The sequence below is a fragment of the Pseudomonas sp. GM30 genome (genome assembly GCF_000282275.2).
Classification (GTDB): Bacteria; Pseudomonadota; Gammaproteobacteria; order Pseudomonadales; family Pseudomonadaceae; genus Aquipseudomonas.
The window spans coordinates 61,283-77,822 of the sequence record NZ_AKJP02000032.1; the positions used below are offsets into that span (position 1 = coordinate 61,283).

Below are 16,540 nucleotides of genomic sequence, written 5' to 3' on the forward strand. Positions count from 1 at the left end.
TATGGCTACGCATCACAAACGACTGCTCGGCGTTCTGGGCCTGGCCCTGACTTGCGTGATCCCGGCGCTGCATGCCGAGGACAAAACCCTGCGCCTGTACAACTGGGCCGATTATTTTGCCGAAGACACCCTGAGCCGTTTCACCGCGGAAACCGGGATCAAGGTGATCTACGACGTCATGGACGGCAGCGAAACCCTTGAAGCGAAAATGCTTTCTGGCGGTAGCGGCTACGACCTGATCTTCCCCGGCGATACCGTGGCCGAGCGCCTGATGCGTGCCGGCAGCCTGATGCCGCTGGACCCATCGAAGCTCACGGAGACGGCCGACATCGAACCCGGTCTGCAGAAATTGCGCAGCCACTACGAGCATTCCAGCAAAGCCACCGTGCCCTACACCTGGGGCACCATCGGCCTTACCTACAACGCGGCGCAGATCAAGCAGCGTATGGCCGACGCGCCGGTCAACAGCCTGGATATGCTGTTCAAACCGGAGCTGGCGGCGAAGTTTGCCGATTGCGGGATTTCGCTGATCGACTCGCCGGATGAAGTGCTGGCGGTGGTGCTCAATTATCTGGGGCGCGATCCGCGCAGCGCGAAACCGGCGGATCTGGCGGCGGCCAGTGAGGTGCTGATGAAGCTGCGGCCGTACGTGCGCAAGTTCCAGTCGCAACCGGTGACTGATCTGGTCAACGGCAACCTGTGCCTGTCGCTGGGTTACAGCGGCGACATGACCCAAGCCCAGCGCACCTCGGACAGCGCTGGCAAGACCACGAAATTCGAGTACCGCATCCCCCGCGAAGGCACCACGGTGTGGATGGACACCATGGCGATTCCCGTCGATGCGAAACACCCGGAATACGCCTACGCGTTCATCAACTTCGTGATGCGCCCGCAGAATATGGCGGCGATCAGTAACTTCACCGGTTACCCGACTTCCAACGCCAAGGCACGGGCCAGCGTCGATGCGGCAATGCGCAACAACCCGGACATCTACCTCGACGAGGCGACCTATGCTCGATTGATCCCGGGCAAGGACATACCCCAGGCCGACATGCGTGCACGGATGCGCACCTGGACCAAATTCAAAACCGCCACCCACCCATGATTCAACCGCCGGCGCCCGGTCGCCGGCCCTTTTCAGGAAAACCAGAGATGTCGACACGTCGTGAGTTCATCAAACAGCTATCGGTTGCCGCCGGTGTCAGCGCCGCGGTCATGGGCCTCGGCCTGGCGCCGGGCAGATTGCTGGCGGCCAGCGCAGGGGCGTGGTTCATGCCCGATGAGGGTGACAGGCACGAGCGCGCCTTCATCGCTTTCGGCGCGCAGGACGCAATCTGGGAAGATTTCACCGCGGATGTGCAGGCCGCGCTGGGCCGCATCGCCCGCACCATTGCCGTATATGAACCGGTCACAGTGTTGTGTCGCAGCGGCGAACGCAGCCTCGCCGAAGCGTATTGCGGCACCCGCAACGTCACCTACGTGACCGCCGCGCTCGACGACATCTGGATGCGCGACATCGGCGCCAATTTTGTCATCGATGAAAAAGGCGGGCTTGGCGCGGTGGACTTCAATTTCAATGGGTGGGGCAACAAGCAGCGGCACAGCAAGGACGCGAAGATCGCCGCTCGGGTGGCCAGCGACGCACAGGCGACGTACCTGCGCAGTGAACTGGTGGGCGAGGGTGGCGGTATCGAAGTCGATGGCCACGGCACCGGGATCATGACCGAGAGCAGCTGGATCAACAGCAACCGCAATCCGGGCTGGAGCAAGGCCGATGTCGAGGCTGAATTGAAGGCGCGTCTGGGCCTGCGCAAAATCATCTGGCTGCCGGGGATCAAGGGCAAGGACATCACCGACGCCCACGTTGATTTCTATGCGCGGTTCATCAAGCCCGGCGTGGTGATTGCCAACCTCGACAATGATCCGGAATCCTACGATCACAAGGTGACGCTGGCGCACCTGGAAATTCTCAAGAAAGCCACCGACGCTGACGGTCGCCCGCTGCAGATCCACACGATTTCGCCGCCGCTTAACCCGCGCAAGAGCAAGTTCAACCAGAACAACCCGGATTTCGCTGCGGGTTACATCAACTATTTCGTGATCAACGGCGCGATCATCGCCCCGGAGTTCGGTGACAAGGAGGCGGACAAAAAGGCTTATGACCTGCTGTCGAAGCTGTACCCGGAGCGCAAAGTCGAGCTGCTGAACATCGATGCGATCGCTGCCGGTGGTGGCGGGATTCACTGCGTGACCAGTCATCAGCCGCAAGCGTGATTGACTCTTTGGCCCATCGAGCCAACTATCGGCGCATAACAACATGACCGATGGGCCAGACCTTGATCGAACGACGTCAATTCAGCGGAGGCATGAAGGGTAAAAATCTCCGCTATCTGAATGAGCAATCTGCAGATTCACGCCTCACTCGCACGGGTTTTCTGTTGCTGGAACACTTTTCGCTGCCGGCCTTCACCCAGGCGCTGGATACGATCATCACTGCCAATCTGTTGCGCGCCGGACTGTTCAGCTCGCGCACGTTCGGGCTGGGCGAGGGTGAGGTGATCAGCGATCTGGGGCTGGTGATTCGTCCGGATGCGCGGATTGGCGCCGCCAGCCTTGGGGATCTGGACTTGCTGGTGGTGTGCGGCGGCTACCGCACTGAGCTGAAGGCCAGTGAAGAGTTGAGCAACCTGCTGCGCGCGGCAGCGGAACGCGGCGTCAGTCTGGCCGGTTTGTGGAACGGTGCGTGGTTTCTCGGCCGCGCCGGACTGCTCGATGGCTATCGTTGCGCGATCCACCCGGAGCATCGCCCCGCACTGACGGAAATTGCCAAAGCCACCCAGGTCAGCAGCGAACCTTATGTGATCGATCGCGACCGGCTCACGGCGTCGAGTCCGTCCGGGGCTTTCCATATGGCGCTGGACTGGATCAAGAGCCTGCACGGCAAGGCGCTGGTCGAAGGCATCGAGGACATTCTGGCGTTCGAGGAGTCGCGCTATCGGCGGATCAAACCGGATGAAAACCTCTGCGTCAGCGCACCGTTGCGCGAGGTGGTCAAACTGATGGATGCCAATCTTGAGGAGCCGCTGGAGCTGGAACAACTGGCGGTGTATGCCGGCCGATCGCGGCGTCAGCTGGAGCGCTTGTTCAAGGAGCAACTCGGCACCACGCCGCAGCGCTATTACCTGGAACTGCGCATCACCGAAGCCCGGCGCCTGTTGCAGCACACCGAGCTGTCGCAGATGGAAGTGCTGGTAGCCTGTGGTTTCGTTTCGCCGAGCCATTTCAGCAAGTGCTACAGCGCGTTTTTCGGTTATCGACCGTCCAGGGAAAAACGCCTGGTCAAATAGACCGAGGCGTTTTCTGCGTTCGGCCTCAGAGGTGATCGGCGTCGATCACCGCCTGAGCAAACGCCTGCGGATCTTCTTGCGGCAGGTTGTGGCCGATGCCGCCGTTGATCAGGCGGAACTGGTACTTGCCGGTGAAGCGCTTGGCGTAATCCTCGGGCGCCGGGTGCGGCGCGCCGTTCGCGTCACCCTCGAGGGTGATGGTCGGCACGCTGATCGACGGGGCGCTGGCGAGTTTCTGTTCCAGCGCCGCGTATTGCGGTTCGCCCTGCACCAGGCCCAGACGCCAGCGGTAGTTGAACACGGTGATCTCGACGTGATCGGGGTTCTCCAGCGCTTTGGCGCTGCGGTCGAACGTGGCGTCATCGAACGCCCACTTCGGCGAGGCAAGCTGCCAGATCAGCCTGGCGAAGTCGTGGGTGTTTTTGCGGTAACCGTCGCGGCCACGGTCGGTGGCGAAGTAGAACTGATACCACCACTGCAATTCGGCCTTGGGCGGCAACGGATTTTGCCCGGCAGCCTGATTGCCGATCAGGTAGCCGCTGACCGACACCAATGCCTTGACCCGTTCCGGCCACAGCGCCGAGACGATATCTGCCGAACGTGCGCCCCAGTCGTAACCACCGAGCACCGCTTGCTGGATATTCAGCGCATCCATGAAGTCGATCACGTCGCTGGCCAGTGCCGCAGGCTGGCCGTTGCGCAGTGTCTGGTCCGAGAGGAAATGCGTGTCGCCATAACCCCGCGCATACGGCATCAACACCCGATACCCCTTGGCGGCGAGCAACGGCGCGACCTCGTCATAACTGTGAATGTCGTACGGCCAGCCGTGCAGCAGAATCACCACCGGCCCCTGCGCCGGGCCGGTTTCGGCGTATGCCACATCCAGCAGACCGGCCTTCACATGCTTGAGCGGGCCGAACGGCGAGGGCGCGGAATAGCTGACGCTGTGCTCGCCGGGTGCCGGCTGCGCGGCGGCAGCCGTTGGCATTTGCGTCGCCGCCAGCGCGCCGAACAGCGCCACGGCGAGGATGTGCATACGGTTGAATGCTGCGTTTTTCATGCTGATGTCTCCTTGGCAATCCTGTCGGGGGGCAGGTGCGGGCTGAGCCCGGCAAACCTTGCAGGCATTTGAACGCCGGGACGTATCTGGCCCATGTCGAAAAAGCGCCATGATTCAAGTTCATGTATCGCCGGGGTGTCTGTACACACTGTGATACACCGCCGGTGTGCTTTGTATGGCCGTGTATCCAGCATTGCGCGCGATACACGGCGAGACCAAACGCGGGTCTTTCGACACATCGCCGCTACACCCGGCAGTCACCCTGCTGGCCTTCACACCATGACTGTCGAGAGGGCATTTGCATGCAACGCACACTGATTCTGGCCACCGTGGCCGCGCTGGTTTCATTCACCGATCTGGCACAGGCGGCGGACGCTCAGGCCATGAGCTGGCAGCAGGGCCTGAGCCGTACCGACCTGATTCATCAGGACCTGGGCGACGCCGATCACGAGGTGCTGCAGGCGCGGATCGATTTCGACCCGGGCGTGGCTGCGCCGCGACATGCACATCCGGGTGTCGAGGTGGCACACGTGCTCAGCGGCACGCTGGAGTATCAACTGGAGGGGCAGCCGGCGGTCACGCTGAAGGCCGGTGACTCGCTGTTCATCCCGGCGGGCGTGGCCCATGTGGCGAAGAACGTCGGCCAGGAGCAAGGCGTGGAACTGGCGACCTATGTGGTGAAAAAGGGTCAGCCGCTGCTGGAGCTGAAGCCGTGATCGGGCTTATCTGGCGCGTAGCAACTTGCGGTAGTCCACCGGGGAAATCCCGCGGGCCTGACGAAAGGAATGGCTGAAAGAACTGGCCTGCGAGTAACCCAGCATCAGGGCGATGTTCATGATGCTGGTCTCGGTCCGGCGCAGGTAATGGTCGGCCAGTTCCATGCGCATGGTTTCCAGCACCTGATTGAAGTTTTCCCCTTCAGCCGCCAGTTTGCGCTGCAAGGTGCGCGGCGAAATCGCCAGCTGCCGGGCCAGGCTTTTCAGGCTGAAATCGCCAGTCGGCAATTGTTCGGTGAGCAGCGCGCGCAAGCGATCGGTCACGGAAAATGCCGGGTATGTCAGACACAGCTGCCAGTCGGCCTCCAGCAGCATGCTGCGATGCATGCGCGGGTCGGCGCCCTGGATTCGCGTCGAGAGTGTCGACTCGGCAAACACCAGCGCATTGCAGCCGGCCTCGAACTGCACCGGACAGCCAAAGAAGTGTTCATACAGCGCCGGTTCGCCCACCGCCGGATGCATCATCCGCACTTCCAGCATTGGCTGATTGCTGGCGATCAACCAGCGACCGAACGCTGCCCAGCCGACCATCAGCGCTTCCTGGTGCAGGGCGCAATAGGGCTCCAGTTCACTGATGCGTTGATCTTCGAGGGTCACGCGGCCGTCGCCGATGACGATCCGGGTCTGACTGGACGGACTGTCGTAAACGATCTTGCCGAAACGCAGAATCATGTTCAGCGACTCGCCCAGTGTCGCGCTGGTCATCAGCACATAACCCAGCACGCCATAGGTGCCCGGGCGCACGGCGGCGCCGACCAACAGGCCGAAATGCGGCAGGTTGCTGCTGAGCGCCGCCAGTTCCAGCAAGGCACGCAGTTGGCGCATGGGAATGCGCACGATCGAGTCGGACAACTGCTCGCGTGAGAGTCCGGTCTGCTGCAACAGCCAGTCGCCATCGCAGCCGTATTGTTCGGCGACATCAAGGACGTGGTTAACGAAGGCAGCGCTGGAAGTGGCGGGTCGCATGGGGGGAGGGGAAGTCCGGTAATCCGGTGATCTTGCTTTTCCGAAAGGTGAAGAAAGCGACGTCGCCAAGGCGCGCGGCGTCAATAGACCCTACATGCGCCCGATCACCGGAATGCCGGTGCCGGTGACGGCCGACGCTTGTTCCGAAATCAGAAACAGAATGACCGCCGCCAGTTGCGCTGGTGTCACCCAGCGCTGATGCTCGGCGTCGGGCATGGCTTCACGGTTTTGCGGGGTGTCGAGAATGCTCGGCAGCACGGCATTGACCGTGATGCTCATGTCCTTGAGCTCTTCGGCGAGGCTTTCAGTCAGGCGCAGGACGCTGGATTTCGACGCGGCGTAAGCGCCCATCCCCAGTCCGGCCTTGGCCGCCATGCTCGCGCCGATATTGACGATGCGCCCGGCCGAGGATTGCAGCAGCAACGGCAGCAGTGCTTTGCTGGCGTTCAATGCGGTTCGAAGGTTCAGCGAGTAGAGCCGATCCCAGGCCTCCAACGCGCCGCCTAAAAGCGGTTCCCACGCATAGCCGCCGGCGCCGTTGACCAGCGCATCGAGGCGACCGAAATAGCGATTGATCTGGTGAGCGACTGCCTGGCAATCGGCAAGGGAGGTCAGATCGATGCCGGACAGGACCAGTCGATTGTGCGAGCTGGGCAGCGTAATCGTCGCCCGATCGATCAGCACCAGATCCGCGCCCTGGGCTGCGGCCATGTCCGCCAGGGTCTCGCCGAGATTCCCCAGGGCGCCGGTAATCGCCACAACGCGCCGTGAGAGTGACTGAGTCATCAAGAGTCCTTTCCTTTTTAAGGGCGCATACTCTAATGATATCGGTGGCCCGTGGCATGCTTTTGGATGTCAACTTGTTGCGCAAAAGTGCCAAAATTTTATGCCTGGCAAAACAACGGGAAAGGGTCGTGAAACAGGCGTCAGAAAGTTGGCTTCCGGCGGGTGGCGCCAAGCGGATTCTGAAAGCCTGGCGATGGTTTGGTCTGGCATTCTTGTCGTTGTTTCGCCAGGCGCAAATCCTGTCCTGAAGTCTTTAGCACAGTTTTTCCGGGCGACGCCGCGCAAATCGGAAGTACGTTTTTTGCGCCACCTAATCTGTTGCTGCAGCCAGCCAGTGCTACTTGTATCCTTGCGCGCGAAAAGGACACGCGGCCGCAGTCATCGAGTCGGTCGACCCGCCGCAGGAACGGAAACCGGACTTTCCCAAAGGTAGTAATGTGAAGCGTGATACCCGCCTGGTTGTGCTTTTGTTGTTGGTGATCGGTTGTTCCCTCGCGTCACTGACGGTGTGGAAAGTGCTGGCCTCTCGAGAGCGCGCGCTGGAGGAAGTCAACGTTCATGGCTTGAACCTGACCCAGGCGCTGGCGACTTACTCCGAAGGCATCGTCCGCCAAAGTTCGTTGCTGCTGCTCGGGCTCGTCGAACGCCTGGAAACCGAAGGCAGCGGCCCCGCGCAGATCCAGCGTCTGAGCGCACTGGTCAATCGTCAGGAACCGCTGATGCCGCAGCTCAGCGGCATCACCATCTACGACAATCAGGGCCGCTGGCTGATGTCTTCCAATCGACCGATTCCGGCCGGAGCCAACAGCAGTGATCGTGCCTACTTCATCCATCATCGCGACGATCCGAGCCGCGAAACCTTTATCGGTCCGCCAATCCAGAGCCGCTCCAATCAGGAGTGGGTGATCACCGTCAGCCGCCGTTTCAACGATGCGCATGGCGAGTTTGCCGGGGTGGTGGCAGTTACCCTGGGGGTCGAAAACTTCCTGCGTCTGTTCGGCAAGATCGATGTCGGACAGGAGGGTGCCATCGGCTTGTCCTACACCGACGGTACGTTGCTGGTGCGCTATCCCTTCCGCGAGCGGGACATGGGCCGCAACTTTTCCAAGTCGCCGATCTATGAGAAGTATCTGGTCGATCGATCCGTCGGTACCGCGTCGTTTACTTCCAGTCTGGATGGCGTCGAGCGGCTCTATGCCTTTCGCAAGAGTGACCGGTTGCCGCTGATCACCACGGTCGCCCTCGGCAAGCGCGAAGCCCTCGCTGCGTGGCGCATGGAAGCCTGGCTGTCGGCAGTGGTGGTCGCGGGGTTGCTGGGGCTCACCGGGCTCATCGGCTGGTTCCTGATTCTCGATATCCGCAGGCGTACCCGGGCTGAAGACCAATTGCGCGGGACGCAGCAGCAGTTGCTCTCATCCAATCGTCAGCTTGAATTGCTGGCGATGAAAGACTCGCTGACCGGTCTGGCCAACCGGCGCTGCTTCGATGAGAGCCTCGCCATGGAAGCCCGGCGCGCCCAACGTGACGGCACGACGCTGGCGTTGCTGATGATCGATATCGATTACTTCAAGCTGTTCAACGATTCTTTCGGGCATGTCGCCGGCGATGCCTGCCTGCAGAAGGTCGGCACAATCCTCGAAGGTTGTGTACGGCGTCCGTCGGATCTGGTGGCGCGTTACGGCGGCGAGGAGATGAGCGTGATCATGCCGGCCACCGACAGTGACGGTGCAGCGGTGGTGGCGCAGATGATCCTCGATCGCTTGCAGCAGGAGCACATCCCGCACCCATCCAGCCCGTTCGGCCGGCTGAGTGTGAGTATCGGCATCGCTACGGCCTCGGGGTCGCAACTGGAAACCCTGCGAGGGTTGATCGAGGGGGCGGATCAGGCGCTGTATAACGCCAAGGCGCTGGGGCGCAACCGGTTTGTGCAGGGAGCCTGGTGATCTGCGTCGTTGCCAACAATTCGAACTTGTCATGCTGCGCAACTAAAACCGTTGGTCAGCTCCCGGTGCAGTCCGACAGCCAAGCGACTACTTTTGTGGCTGGTCGATAAAGTCACAGGAGCTACCAGGAACTATTGAAGTGTTGATTTCAGGAAGGATCTTGAATAAGGCGCGGTGCATCGCTCAGGCGATGGGTATCCAGACTCCCGGTCTGTAACGCAGGGCCCGCCACCTTTTGCTTGTCAAGGAGAACACAGATGGCAATCAGCCGAGTAACCGAAACATCCGATAAAGCCGCTCTCGTCGAAGCCGAGGTATACCGTTGGTACAACCTCTTTTTTCCGTGGTCACGCGGTGTGGCTTCCCAGTCCGAGGGCGCCATCAAACCTTTGTACGATGCGCTGGCGAACGACTTTCGAGTGGTCCTGACGGATGGTCAGATCATGGACCGGGCGGACTACTGGGAGCGACTTTGGGGACTGTACGGCAAGCGCGTTGGCAGCCCCGAATCGCACATCATCAATCTTTCCATCACGCCTCTGCCGGGGGATCTTTTCCTCACGGTATTCGATCTGGTCAAAGACGGCATCACCAAGAAGAAAGTTGATTCGGCGCTCATGCGACTGGACCCCACGTCGCCATCAGGTATCTCCTGGGTTTATGTGCATGAGAGTGAGCATGAGAGCGTTGCCGCGTAATTGCCGAGGACGCGCAAGTATTCTGAGTCGCGCAATCGAGATGCGCATGATGTAAACGCCAAAGCCCTGATTATTCAGGGCTTTGTCGCATAAAGAGGGCGTGCGCCGTGGTATTTGGCGTTAAGTATTTCTAATCATCGATGAAATCTACTTCGTTTTGCTTCTTTTAATGATGGATCTGTCCAATCATGGCGCATGCCGACTCGATAAGGCCAGACGGCCTCTCCCTTCGCCCCGAGCGAGCCATAAAAAGACTCGCAGTCATTTTTCTGCCTCTCAGCCAGTTATAGACATTCCTCTGTTTTTTCAGATTTTCCCGACATTGGTTTGATGCGGCAGTTTTCCTGGATTCGCCAGAATTTCATGTTTTGTTCAAGGCTTGTGCAGTCGAATTAGTTCATTAATTCGAGCGCTGTTACCTGCGCGGGTTTTGCGTGTGGAAATACATAATGGACGTTTGTCTCCAAAGGATTTTAGAGATCGAAGTTGTAAAAGGTATTGCAAAATGAAAACCGAAAAAGTGCTGGTTCTGAGGACATGCGCCAATAACATGGCCGACCATTGTGGTCTGATATGGCCTGCTTCAGGATCGGTGGAATGCCGGTTTTGGGAGCCGACGAGGAAACTTGAAAACGGCCTGACAGGCGTACTTTGGGGTCAGGGTTCAGACGCCCATCTGAGCCTGCAGGCGGATGCGCGATGGGTTGTGTGTGAAGTGGCGGTAGGCGATTTGATATTTCTCGACGATGACGAAGGCGTGAAGTTTTCCCGTGCGGAAGTCGTCCATGTGGGTACACGCAACAGCGCATTGAATTACATCGCGGAGAATGCGGCGGATTATGAGGCGTCAACCACGAATTTGATCGAGACGTTCGAGTTTCCTCAAGTGCAACCAGAGACAAGTGAGACACTTCCCGCGCTCCCGGTTATCGCTGGCGGTCCTGTCGATGTGGTCAAACAGCGTACAACCGTCCGGGCAATGCAAAAGCTCGAAACAGCGATTTATGGCAGTACGCTGACGGGCGCCAGTCAGAGTCAGCTCATTGCCGGTTATGGCAGTACTGAAACCGCCGGAGACAGCAGCACACTTATTGCCGGATACGGCAGTACCGGAACTTCGGGGTCCGACAGTTCGATCATTGCAGGCTACGGCAGCACGCAAACTGCCGGAGATGAGAGCTCGCTGATGGCGGGTTATGGCAGCACCCAGACTGCCAAGGCAGGTAGCGATCTCACTGCCGGTTACGGCAGCACCGGCACCGCAGGCTCCGACAGTTCGTTGATTGCCGGGTATGGCAGCACGCAAACGGCTGGCGGCGAGAGCTCTTTGACCGCCGGTTATGGCAGTACCCAAACCGCCCAAGAGGGCAGCGATCTCACCGCCGGTTACGGCAGCACAAGCACCGCCGGTACTGACAGTTCGCTGATCGCCGGGTATGGCAGTACGCAAACGGCTGGCGGAGAAAGTTCTCTGACTGCGGGTTATGGCAGCACCCAGACAGCCCAAGAGGGCAGTGATCTCACCGCCGGTTACGGCAGCACTAGCACCGCAGGCTCCGACAGCTCGCTGATCGCGGGATATGGCAGTACGCAGACTGCGGGCGGAGAAAGCTCGCTGACCGCCGGTTATGGCAGTACGCAAACCGCGCAGATCGGTAGCGATCTCACCGCCGGTTACGGCAGCACCGGCACCGCCGGCTCCGACAGTTCGCTGATCGCGGGTTATGGCAGCACGCAGACTGCGGGGCAGGAAAGCTCACTGACCGCCGGTTACGGCAGTACACAAACGGCTCAGGAGGGCAGTGATCTCACCGCCGGTTACGGCAGCACGGCCACCACCGGACCAGACAGCATGGTGACTGCCGGTTATGGCAGCTCACAAACCGCCGGGCATGGCAGTGCTCTGATTGCCGGTTATGGCAGCACCCAGACTGCCGGCTACAAAAGCATTCTGACCTCGGGTTATGGCAGCACTCAGACTGCCCAGGAAAGCAGTGACCTCATTGCCGGTTACGGCAGTACCGAAACTGCGGGTTACGACAGCTCGCTGATCGCCGGTTACGGCAGCACGCAAACTGCCGGCCACGGAAGCATCATGACTGCGGGTTACGGCAGCACCCAGACCGCACAGGAAGGCAGTTCGCTCACAGCAGGTTATGGCAGCACGAGCACCGCCGGGCCTGACAGTTCGCTGATCGCAGGTTATGGAAGCACCCAGACTGCCGGACACGAAAGTACCCTGACCGCAGGCTACGGCAGTACCCAGACAGCTCAGGAAGACAGTTCCCTCACTGCGGGATACGGCAGTACCTCAACCGCGGGATTCAACAGTTCGCTGATCGCCGGTTATGGCAGCACCCAAACCGCAGGTTACGACAGTATCCTGACCGCGGGTTATGGCAGCACGCTCACCGCACTCGACAGCAGCACCCTGACCGCCGGCTACGGCAGTACGGAAATCGCAGGATCTGGCAGTTCGCTGATGGCTGGTTACGGCAGTTCGCAGACCGCCGGCTACGAGAGCACGCTGACCGCGGGTTATGGCAGTACCCAGATGGCGGCGCGTGACAGCACACTCACCGCCGGTTACGGCAGCACCGGGGTTGCAGGGCAGGACAGCTCGCTGATCGCCGGTTACGGCAGCAGCTTGACCAGCGGCGTTCGCAGCTATTTGACCGCCGGTTACGGCAGCACACTGATCAGTGGACTGCACAGCGTCCTGACTGCCGGGTATGGCAGCAGCCTCACCTCCGGGATACGCAGCAGCTTGACAGCCGGATATGGCAGCAACCAGATCGCCAGTCATAAGAGCTCGCTGATTGCGGGTCAGGAAAGCACGCAGATTGCCGGGCATAAAAGTATGTTGATCGCCGGCAAGGGCAGCTCGCAAACAGCGGGTTCGCGCAGCACGTTGATCGCCGGCGCCAACAGCATCCAGATGGCGGGTGATCGCAGCAAGCTGACTGCCGGCGCAGACAGCACCCAGACAGCCGGCGACCGCAGCAAACTCCTGGCTGGCAGCAACAGTTACCTGACGGCTGGCGATCGCAGCAAACTCACCGCTGGCGACGACTGTGTGCTGATGGCTGGGGATCGCAGCAAGCTGACCGCCGGCAAAAACTGCGTGTTGACCGCCGGTGCCGACAGCCGACTCATCGGCAGCCTCGGCTCAACGCTTTCAGGCGGGGAGAATTCAACACTGGTTTTTCGCTGCTGGGATGGCAAGCGCTACACCAATGTGGTGGTCAAGACCGGAATCGACGGGGTAGAGGCTGACGTGCCGTATCAGATTGACGAGGACAGCAATGTTCTGGTCAGAGCCGAGGACAACGACAAGATGCCTGAAGAGATCCATACCACACCGGAACCGGGCGAGGAGCGATAAGGCCTGAGGCGTCGCGGTTCTTCGTCAGATCTTTTGAACCTGAGCAGAAACCGGTTACTCAACCGGGAAATGTTCGGGGATGACGGTAATGAACGCTTTCAAGAATCAGCTGACACTTGAGCAAGAATCACGACTGCATGCCCTGGATGCCTGGTATCGGGCGTTGGAAAATCGAGAGCTGCGCATGGATTGTCCCGATGCCTATCACGAGGAACTGTTGCGCAAGTCTGACGAGATGGATCGATTGGGTATGTTGACTCTGACCGAATTACGCGACCTGCGAAGGGACGCGGACGCGGCCTATCTGCTTGCGGTCGCCGGTAAGGATTATCACTGAAGGCCGTGCCGTCGTCGCCCGAACACAGCCCCCGGCGGGCGAAGGCAGCCTTGACGCATAAATCCGCACGCCATTTGACGTGCGGATTGATTTGCCCGATCCACGTATCGCCAGCTTCAGGTCGTCAACAATGTTGCGCTGCTGTCGGTCTGTGGCACGGCGATGTGGCTGTCACTGGGTGTCAGAATGACTTTCCGGCAATCCTCTTGTTTTTTATCGAAGATCTTATATCCCTCGGCGGCCTGCTCCAGTGACAGGCGATGGCTGATGATGACTTCCGGTGCAAGACGACCCGTTTCGATGTGATCCAGGAGCTCAGGCAGGAAACGGTGCACATGGGTCTGCCCCATCTTGAAGGTCAAGCCCTTGTCGAATGCATCGCCGAACAGGAAGCCATGAATGAACCCGGAATAAACGCCCGGGACGCTGACAACACCTCCACGTCTGACTGCAGCGATACACTGCCGCAGCGCTTTGCCGCTACTGCCTTCAAGTTTGAGGGTCGCGAGCACCGTCTCCGTCGTACTTCCCTTGGCTTCGAACCCGACCGCATCCACGACGCCGTCGACGCCGCGCATCCCTTTGGTTTGCCGAATGATCGTATCGGCAGGATCGTCGTCTTCGTCGAAGTTGATCGGAATTACGCCATAGGTTTTCTGCGCGTAGGCCAGGCGATAAGGATGGTGATCGACCATGAAAATCTGCTCGGCCCCGAGCATCCTCGCACAGGCCGCGCTCAGCAAACCGACGGGGCCTGCGCCATAAATGGCGATGCTCGAGCCAGGACCAATGCCGGCGTTGGTCACGGCCTGATAGGCAGTGGGCAAAATGTCGGAAAGGAACAGGACTTTTTCATCCGACAGCGTCCCCGGCACTTTGAACGGCCCGGTGTTGGCCTTCGGTACGCGCACGTATTCAGCCTGACCGCCGGGCACTCCGCCGTACATATGGCTGAAGCCGAAGAGAGCAGCGCCTGGTGGTATTGCCTTTTTATTGATGATCGCTCCACGCCCGGTATTGGTTGTTTCGCAGGCGGCGAACAGATCCATCGCGCAAAAGAAGCAGCTGCCGCAGGCGATGACAAAAGGAATGACCACGCGGTCGCCGGGTTGCACAGCGGTCACTGCCGAGCCTGCCTCCTCGACGATTCCCATGAACTCATGACCGAAGATATCCCCGTGCTCGACGGTTGGAATTTTTCCTCGGTAGAGATGAAGGTCAGAGCCGCAGATCGCCGTTGCCGTGACTCGCAGGATGATGTCGTCATTGTCCTCGATAACCGGATCCGGAACGGTGTCGACCTTGACGCTGTGCGCGCCGTGATACGTGAGTGCTCTCATGACCGCTTGCCCCTTGCTTCATCTGAATGTAAGTGGGAGAGGACTGCCGGCCAACGTAAGTTCACAGTGATAGCGCCACAAGTGACTAGCGGTCGACAGGCGAGCACCTGGCGCAATTTTTTCAAACCTTAGGGAGCAGAGAAGGGTCGACTGCAGGATCCGCAACACCGGGATTGCCTGCTCCGAGGGTCGCAGGAGAGTGCCGGCGTTTTCTGTAAGAAAAAATCCATTCGACGACTTTTCGTGCAGATCCGCCCTGGCAGAAGGAGACTCAGTTCACCACTGACGGCTGGGTAGCGATCGAGACCGTGAGGATCACGACAAACAGCACGACGAGTGTCCAGAACATCACCACGACTGTCAGCATGACGGCCTTCAGGTTTTGGTAAAGCCAGCGCACCCAATGGCCTTCCGGTTTTGCTCCTGCGCGGGTTCTGAGCACGCCTTTCAAGTAAAAGCCGAGGAGGGCAAGCAGCGCACCATCAATCAACAGCGCAGGCAGGCCGGCTTCGGGGAAAATGCTTGACCATCGATAGAATGACGACCGGCTCAAGAACACTACATAACAAGTGATGCCGCCGTAGGGGATGGCTCTCCACCATCTACCGGCGAGTGCTCCAACCATCAGGCACATGACTACCATAAATGGGTTGAGGAGAATATCGACCATCCATTCCATGACGTTGGGGAAGTAGCCCGGTGAATGGATGCTGCGCCAGATGTGTTCCAACATTGTTCAGATTCCTGCCTTCCTTGGAGTAAGTGCTGCTGCCGTGACTCGGTGTCCCTGCACGGTATCGGCATCTTGTCTGTTTACACACGCGACAAATGCAACAACCCTGAACATTCAGGGCTGTTTTCAGTTATTCGCTAACACCTTAGCCGTTCTTGCTGTAGCCGCTGCCGGCCTCCGACAGATTCGAGTAGAAGATGCAGCCGATCAATCTCGCGAACAGGCCTAACGTGTCTGCCAGATCCGGGTCGTCGAAAATGACCGCCCTGGAGTCCAATGCACACAGCGCGCCCCAAAGTTGTCCGTCGGGAAGGAAAATGGGCGCGCCTGCGTAGCTTTCAATCAGATATTGCTTCACCACAGGACGTGTCGAAAACCTGCCGTCGCAACTTATCTGTGGCACGAAAAGCACCTGAGGGTCTCTGCGAAACTCACTGCACAGCGTGGTCTCCAGTTCCAGGGTGTCGCCGGTGTTGATCCCAAGCTCGATCGGATCGTAGGCGGAACAGACGATCCATTCCGTGTCAGTGAATTTTGCGATCGCCGCGAAGCGCGTCCCGGTCATGCGTGTGACGAGTTGCAGAATATTGGTGGTGGCTTCAATTTCAGCGATAGAGGAACGTTCCTCCGCGCTTAGCAACGCTCTGTGAATGGTCTCACTGAGAGGCATGCATTGTTCTCCGGTAATGATTGATCGAGCTGGCGACGGCTAAACGCTTTTGAAACTGCCCGTTTTGATATCAAACAAAAGGAATTCGTTCACCTGAAAGGTTCCTGATGGCTGCCATAGCGAAGGATCATTGGTTTGCGGCTTGAGGCGCCGTTATCGGCGGCGTAGCCTTGATCATACAATTTGTTGGATCTCGCATTGAATGCAGGGTGAGGAAGTGGAAGGCGTAGTGTTGAACGAAAAGATGCAGCGTGAAGCTGATCGGCTTCTGGCGCAGATCGTCCGGGCAGACTCGATGATCATCGCTGTGAAGGCGGGTGCCCGTGCGGATGGCTTCGTGCTTGGGCTGGAAATCAGCGGGGTTTTGCGTGCCGGCGATGCTGAAAGGCTTTATGTCATTTTTGAAGCGGCTTTGGTCGAGCGGCTGAAAACGCTTTCGCGGCCTTAAGCTGCGTGTCAGTCATCAGCTGAAGTGGAGAAACCAGCGCCTGGACCCATG

At 59.4% G+C, this 16,540-nt stretch carries 16 protein-coding genes; 9 read left to right on the forward strand and 7 right to left on the reverse strand.

The features are described from left to right. Window position 1 precedes the first annotated feature (1 nt). The 3 genes from PMI25_RS26705 to PMI25_RS26715 are packed head-to-tail and all read left to right on the forward strand — an operon-like array spanning window position 2 to window position 3,347. A complete protein-coding gene (locus PMI25_RS26705) occupies window positions 2-1,105 on the forward strand; it encodes an extracellular solute-binding protein (RefSeq protein WP_007969277.1) in 1,104 nt (367 codons plus the stop codon). 47 nt (window positions 1,106-1,152) lie between these two features. Continuing rightward, window positions 1,153-2,274, forward strand: coding sequence for an agmatine deiminase family protein (locus PMI25_RS26710; protein ID WP_007969278.1), 1,122 nt, complete (start codon window positions 1,153-1,155; stop codon window positions 2,272-2,274). Window positions 2,275-2,324: 50 nt separating this feature from the next. Then, window positions 2,325-3,347 (forward strand): GlxA family transcriptional regulator, encoded by a 1,023-nt coding sequence (locus PMI25_RS26715; protein WP_007969279.1) that lies wholly within the window; start codon window positions 2,325-2,327, stop codon window positions 3,345-3,347. A gap of 25 nt (window positions 3,348-3,372) precedes the next feature. Here PMI25_RS26715 and PMI25_RS26720 read toward each other — a convergent pair whose 3' ends face one another. Further along, window positions 3,373-4,407 (reverse strand): alpha/beta fold hydrolase, encoded by a 1,035-nt coding sequence (locus PMI25_RS26720; RefSeq protein ID WP_007969280.1) that lies wholly within the window; start codon window positions 4,405-4,407, stop codon window positions 3,373-3,375. Window positions 4,408-4,709: 302 nt separating this feature from the next. On the opposite strand from PMI25_RS26720, the gene PMI25_RS26725 reads away from it, so the two are divergent. After that, on the forward strand, window positions 4,710-5,123 hold the full coding sequence (locus PMI25_RS26725; protein ID WP_007969281.1) for a cupin domain-containing protein: 414 nt from the start codon (window positions 4,710-4,712) through the stop codon (window positions 5,121-5,123). 6 nt (window positions 5,124-5,129) lie between these two features. On the opposite strand, the gene PMI25_RS26730 is transcribed toward PMI25_RS26725, so the two are convergent. Both PMI25_RS26730 and PMI25_RS26735 read right to left on the reverse strand, forming a co-directional pair. Further along, window positions 5,130-6,149: an AraC family transcriptional regulator gene (locus PMI25_RS26730; RefSeq protein WP_007969283.1), complete on the reverse strand. Its 1,020-nt coding sequence runs from the start codon at window positions 6,147-6,149 to the stop codon at window positions 5,130-5,132. A gap of 90 nt (window positions 6,150-6,239) precedes the next feature. Beyond that, complete coding sequence (locus PMI25_RS26735; RefSeq protein WP_007969285.1) at window positions 6,240-6,935, reverse strand: SDR family NAD(P)-dependent oxidoreductase; 696 nt, start codon at window positions 6,933-6,935, stop codon at window positions 6,240-6,242. A gap of 437 nt (window positions 6,936-7,372) precedes the next feature. Between PMI25_RS26735 and PMI25_RS26745 the strand changes: the two genes are divergently transcribed. Both PMI25_RS26745 and PMI25_RS26750 read left to right on the forward strand, forming a co-directional pair. Continuing rightward, entirely contained in the window at window positions 7,373-8,878 is a 1,506-nt protein-coding gene (locus PMI25_RS26745; protein ID WP_007969288.1) for a sensor domain-containing diguanylate cyclase, read from the forward strand. Window positions 8,879-9,135: 257 nt separating this feature from the next. Further along, window positions 9,136-9,576, forward strand: a complete 441-nt coding sequence (locus PMI25_RS26750) for a hypothetical protein (protein WP_007969289.1) — start codon at window positions 9,136-9,138, stop codon at window positions 9,574-9,576. A 664-nt stretch (window positions 9,577-10,240) separates the two neighbouring features. Here PMI25_RS26750 and PMI25_RS30045 read toward each other — a convergent pair. Then, window positions 10,241-10,363: a hypothetical protein gene (locus tag PMI25_RS30045; protein ID WP_274519327.1), complete on the reverse strand. Its 123-nt coding sequence runs from the start codon at window positions 10,361-10,363 to the stop codon at window positions 10,241-10,243. A gap of 162 nt (window positions 10,364-10,525) precedes the next feature. On the opposite strand from PMI25_RS30045, the gene PMI25_RS26755 reads away from it, so the two are divergent. Both PMI25_RS26755 and PMI25_RS26760 read left to right on the forward strand, forming a co-directional pair. Next, window positions 10,526-12,961 (forward strand): Ice nucleation protein, encoded by a 2,436-nt coding sequence (locus tag PMI25_RS26755; RefSeq protein WP_443200896.1) that lies wholly within the window; start codon window positions 10,526-10,528, stop codon window positions 12,959-12,961. A gap of 88 nt (window positions 12,962-13,049) precedes the next feature. Further along, window positions 13,050-13,298, forward strand: coding sequence for a hypothetical protein (locus PMI25_RS26760; RefSeq protein ID WP_007969102.1), 249 nt, complete (start codon window positions 13,050-13,052; stop codon window positions 13,296-13,298). 116 nt (window positions 13,299-13,414) lie between these two features. Here PMI25_RS26760 and PMI25_RS26765 read toward each other — a convergent pair whose 3' ends face one another. The 3 genes from PMI25_RS26765 to PMI25_RS26775 form a co-directional block, all read right to left on the reverse strand. Then, window positions 13,415-14,638 (reverse strand): zinc-dependent alcohol dehydrogenase, encoded by a 1,224-nt coding sequence (locus PMI25_RS26765; RefSeq protein ID WP_007969103.1) that lies wholly within the window; start codon window positions 14,636-14,638, stop codon window positions 13,415-13,417. Between the two features lie 271 nt (window positions 14,639-14,909). Continuing rightward, window positions 14,910-15,371: a hypothetical protein gene (locus tag PMI25_RS26770; protein ID WP_007969104.1), complete on the reverse strand. Its 462-nt coding sequence runs from the start codon at window positions 15,369-15,371 to the stop codon at window positions 14,910-14,912. Between the two features lie 145 nt (window positions 15,372-15,516). Next, window positions 15,517-16,041 carry a GAF domain-containing protein gene (locus PMI25_RS26775; protein WP_007969105.1) on the reverse strand — a complete coding sequence of 175 codons (525 nt, stop codon included), beginning with the start codon at window positions 16,039-16,041 and terminating at the stop codon, window positions 15,517-15,519. A 217-nt stretch (window positions 16,042-16,258) separates the two neighbouring features. Here PMI25_RS26775 and PMI25_RS26780 point away from each other — a divergent pair, with 217 nt between their 5' ends. Further along, complete coding sequence (locus tag PMI25_RS26780; RefSeq protein WP_045122212.1) at window positions 16,259-16,489, forward strand: hypothetical protein; 231 nt, start codon at window positions 16,259-16,261, stop codon at window positions 16,487-16,489. The last annotated feature ends 51 nt before the right edge of the window (window positions 16,490-16,540 follow it).

Coding starts and splice junctions, on each gene's coding strand:
- PMI25_RS30045 (WP_274519327.1), bottom strand. CDS start 10,363: ATGGACGACTTCCGCACGGGAAAACTTCACGCCTTCGTCATCGTCGAG.
- PMI25_RS26775 (WP_007969105.1), bottom strand. CDS start 16,041: ATGCCTCTCAGTGAGACCATTCACAGAGCGTTGCTAAGCGCGGAGGAA.
- PMI25_RS26770 (WP_007969104.1), bottom strand. CDS start 15,371: ATGTTGGAACACATCTGGCGCAGCATCCATTCACCGGGCTACTTCCCC.
- PMI25_RS26705 (WP_007969277.1), top strand. CDS start 2: ATGGCTACGCATCACAAACGACTGCTCGGCGTTCTGGGCCTGGCCCTG.
- PMI25_RS26715 (WP_007969279.1), top strand. CDS start 2,325: ATGGGCCAGACCTTGATCGAACGACGTCAATTCAGCGGAGGCATGAAG.
- PMI25_RS26710 (WP_007969278.1), top strand. CDS start 1,153: ATGTCGACACGTCGTGAGTTCATCAAACAGCTATCGGTTGCCGCCGGT.
- PMI25_RS26720 (WP_007969280.1), bottom strand. CDS start 4,407: ATGAAAAACGCAGCATTCAACCGTATGCACATCCTCGCCGTGGCGCTG.
- PMI25_RS26750 (WP_007969289.1), top strand. CDS start 9,136: ATGGCAATCAGCCGAGTAACCGAAACATCCGATAAAGCCGCTCTCGTC.
- PMI25_RS26725 (WP_007969281.1), top strand. CDS start 4,710: ATGCAACGCACACTGATTCTGGCCACCGTGGCCGCGCTGGTTTCATTC.
- PMI25_RS26765 (WP_007969103.1), bottom strand. CDS start 14,638: ATGAGAGCACTCACGTATCACGGCGCGCACAGCGTCAAGGTCGACACC.
- PMI25_RS26760 (WP_007969102.1), top strand. CDS start 13,050: ATGAACGCTTTCAAGAATCAGCTGACACTTGAGCAAGAATCACGACTG.
- PMI25_RS26730 (WP_007969283.1), bottom strand. CDS start 6,149: ATGCGACCCGCCACTTCCAGCGCTGCCTTCGTTAACCACGTCCTTGAT.
- PMI25_RS26735 (WP_007969285.1), bottom strand. CDS start 6,935: ATGACTCAGTCACTCTCACGGCGCGTTGTGGCGATTACCGGCGCCCTG.